Annotated in this window: 5 protein-coding genes; all 5 read left to right on the top strand. The window is 30.4% G+C overall.

The window, feature by feature from the left end; translation table 11 throughout:
• Window positions 1-47: 47 nt before the first annotated feature.
• Entirely contained in the window at window positions 48-212 is a 165-nt protein-coding gene (locus tag RWN11_RS08295) for an RHS repeat-associated core domain-containing protein (RefSeq protein WP_399536234.1), read from the top strand.
• A gap of 126 nt (window positions 213-338) precedes the next feature.
• Complete coding sequence (locus tag RWN11_RS07930) at window positions 339-683, top strand: hypothetical protein (RefSeq protein WP_314161192.1); 345 nt, start codon at window positions 339-341, stop codon at window positions 681-683.
• Window positions 684-1,036: 353 nt separating this feature from the next.
• Window positions 1,037-1,573 (top strand): hypothetical protein, encoded by a 537-nt coding sequence (locus tag RWN11_RS07935; RefSeq protein ID WP_314161193.1) that lies wholly within the window; start codon window positions 1,037-1,039, stop codon window positions 1,571-1,573.
• A 223-nt stretch (window positions 1,574-1,796) separates the two neighbouring features.
• Entirely contained in the window at window positions 1,797-2,273 is a 477-nt protein-coding gene (locus tag RWN11_RS07940; RefSeq protein WP_314161195.1) for a hypothetical protein, read from the top strand.
• Window positions 2,274-2,515: 242 nt separating this feature from the next.
• Window positions 2,516-3,097, top strand: coding sequence for a hypothetical protein (locus RWN11_RS07945; RefSeq protein ID WP_314161196.1), 582 nt, complete (start codon window positions 2,516-2,518; stop codon window positions 3,095-3,097).
• Window positions 3,098-3,184 lie beyond the last annotated feature (87 nt).

Here is a 3,184-nt window from a genome sequence, read left to right on the forward strand (position 1 = left end):
CTTTAAACGAATGGTCAGCTCAAAATCCAACCAAACCGTAAGGTTCTATGAAAGAAGAAACCAAGATAACGGATAGCGCGTACCAGCACTTCTGCCTGCAAAACCCGTACGCTGACCGTGAGACGGGGCTGCATTACAACTTCCTCAGGTACTATGAGCCTGATGCGGGTCGGTTTGTAAATCAGGATCCGATTAGATTACGGGGGAAGTAATTTATATCAATTTGGATTTAATACTACCTTATGGATAGATATTTATGGTTTATCTGGTACTCTAACAATTCACTCAAGTGGTAGATCTTCAGATTCTTCATCATTAAATTCATCAGGAGGTTCATTATGAAAATTAAAGCAATTATCCCGTTTCTTATGAGTATAATATCATCTGGTTGTTCGTTAATTAATAATGAAATTGATATTAATGACATTTGGAATTTTAAAATTACTATTACTGAAGCTCAAGAAAATAGAGAAGCTAATTTGACAGGTTTACTTAGCAATAGTGCAATGGGAATATCAAGTATGAAAACTACTATTTACAATGACAATGAATTAAATGTTGTTTTATTTCAGAAACTAGCAGGATCAAAATATTCTGGGAAATTAGACAAAAGAATTATTATTGGCAAAAATATTAGTAAAGTTACTTTTGGCTCTGCAAGGGAAATCATATGGCATAACTAACTAGCCTAGACGGAATCAAACTCCAATACTACCTGTAAAATATAAAAGGGTTATTTAAAATACATTTTTAAATAACCCCATCCCCCAACAGGAGTACTCCATGGCTGACTCCACCCGCTCCGTCTTCCGTTCCACCCATCCCCTTCCCACTGGTCGAGGTGGAAGACGCCAACGGACGGGTATTCTCGCTGAACTTCGACAATGTGGCTGATGAGCAGTCGCCCTTGTTGGAACTGTTGTTCTAGTTAGTGTTTGTATATATTCAACGGCAGGAGTATGTGGTGCTTTTGTGGTAGGAGGAAGTCTTGTAGGAACAATGTGAAGTTTAATATTGATATAGGAGCATGATAATTATGAGCAATAGCGATTTTTATATACAAAATATGATTGAAACTTCTTTAGAACAAGAAGATTTCAGTCAAATAATTATACTACTAGATTCACTACCATCTAAAAATATACGTAGAGCATTGTATTTATTATCAAAAATATTCCCAAATAAAATAGAAATTACTGAGAATGAATTTAAATTTATTAAATGTATATTATCCAATAATAAATTTATAGTAGTTCAAAGCATCTCTGATTTTCTGAGAGCAATATCTATACTTAACTTTAATGACCTACAAAAACAGGAAATTGCTGATTTGATTTTTCAAAATCTAAATATTTTAAGCAAAAATTGTGATTTTGAGTTAAATGTACTAATAACAAAATTAATAGAACCCAATAAATTTTTTATGCTAATTGAGAAAATTAAAAATAATTTAGATGATTATTCAAGAAAATATTTATTAGATTTTATTATTTACGAGAAAGAATATCTTGAAAATGGCTTTAATGAAGATGAAATAAATGATTTCATAAAATTTTTGAGCTACCCTAGATAAAATAGCAAGCAGTAACCCGAGCAAAACCTCCACTTCTTCCGAACCCTTGGCACAGGTACATAACTGGACCAACAAAGACGGTGAAAGCCGCCGGCAAACCCACTACTTCCACTGCAACCAAATCGGTATCTCAAGATTTAACCAATAAAGACGGCATCCTCTTGTAGTTCGGTGAATACACCGCATGGAAAAATCACTATTAATGTAAAAGTTATCTAACATAATGGAGACAAATATGCCCTTCCTTAAAATTCCCTATAGAGATTATCCTAAAGAAGGATTGTTCAAAAACCTTTATCGAGAAAACATTTATAAAATAGAGGAATTTAAAGATGAATTTAAGTATTACGAATATACCCCAATAGAGAAAATTATTATTGATGAACATAATTTAGTACCATTCATCTTTTTTTCACCAGAAGGAATAAATTATTTAATGCCTAAAATTATTGATAGCATCAGCAATGGCATTAGAAATGATGATATTCCAGTAAATATAGAAGAATTTATTATAAATATACCTACTGCAGAAAACATCACTCATTCTTTAAATCTCTTAAAAAAAGATGAGCTTATAATTCTAAAAAAGTATTTAGAAAAAATATTATTTGGGGACTCATCAAATTTGATACAGCAAATAGGTGAACATTATTTATTCAGAAGTATTGAATATCTCGAAAAGTTAATAAATAATTCCTAAATCTACTTATTATTTTGTTAATCGAATACATAAGCCAAGGTTTCTAGAATCGGCAATGGATAACATTTAGTTAAATACAAATTTAACTAAATATGGAATCTATATAGGCTTGTTAAGAAGAGGATGGGAAAAATCATCTGCTCGTGCTTATGCAACCAAACTTGCTTCAAATTTAAGAGCTTCAGCAATAAATTTTGCTAGAAAAAACAACTTATAAGTTTAATACAAGAAAGGAATAAAAAATGACTAAAGCTATTCAAGAAAAAGTTATTTTGAACGAGATTAAGGAGATTAGCCTTAATCGAATAGGAGGAAATATTCCTAAATATTTTGATGATAAACAAGATTGTATTTCAGAAATGATGTTTTATGGATGTTTTGAACATCCATTAAAAACTAATTTTATATTATCTATTTTCTTGCCTAAAAATCATGATATTATGCTTGATAATAATATCTATCCTAATTGTTCAATAAAAGTTTTTACTCATCCAAAATCTGAGGAAAGTAAAATTACTTCATTTACAAATATGGACTTAAATAGGATTTATTTTGAACCGTATAGAAAAGTAAATAGTGATGATTTATCAGGTTTAGTAACAGTAGGAGGAGAATTGCAACTAATTCAAGAAGAAGATTATTTTTATAAAAATCTAGAAGAAGATGGATATTTGTACTTGATGAGTATAGACGAAGATTATTACCCAGATAATCTTCTTAATGGTAATTACCCGTTTGATTATGGAAAATTATATATATATTATAAAGAAAAAGATAAGAAAGGTAATATTGATGTATTAGCTGGATTTTGGCAATATTCTTAATTGATCAATAATATAATTTTTATCAGTAACAAGCAGTAGTCATTATATAACTTTCAATCCCGACGTAGGGTGTGCGCAGTACTGCAT

It is taken from the genome of uncultured Gemella sp. (genome assembly GCF_963519265.1).
Lineage (GTDB): Bacteria > Bacillota > Bacilli > Staphylococcales > Gemellaceae > Gemella.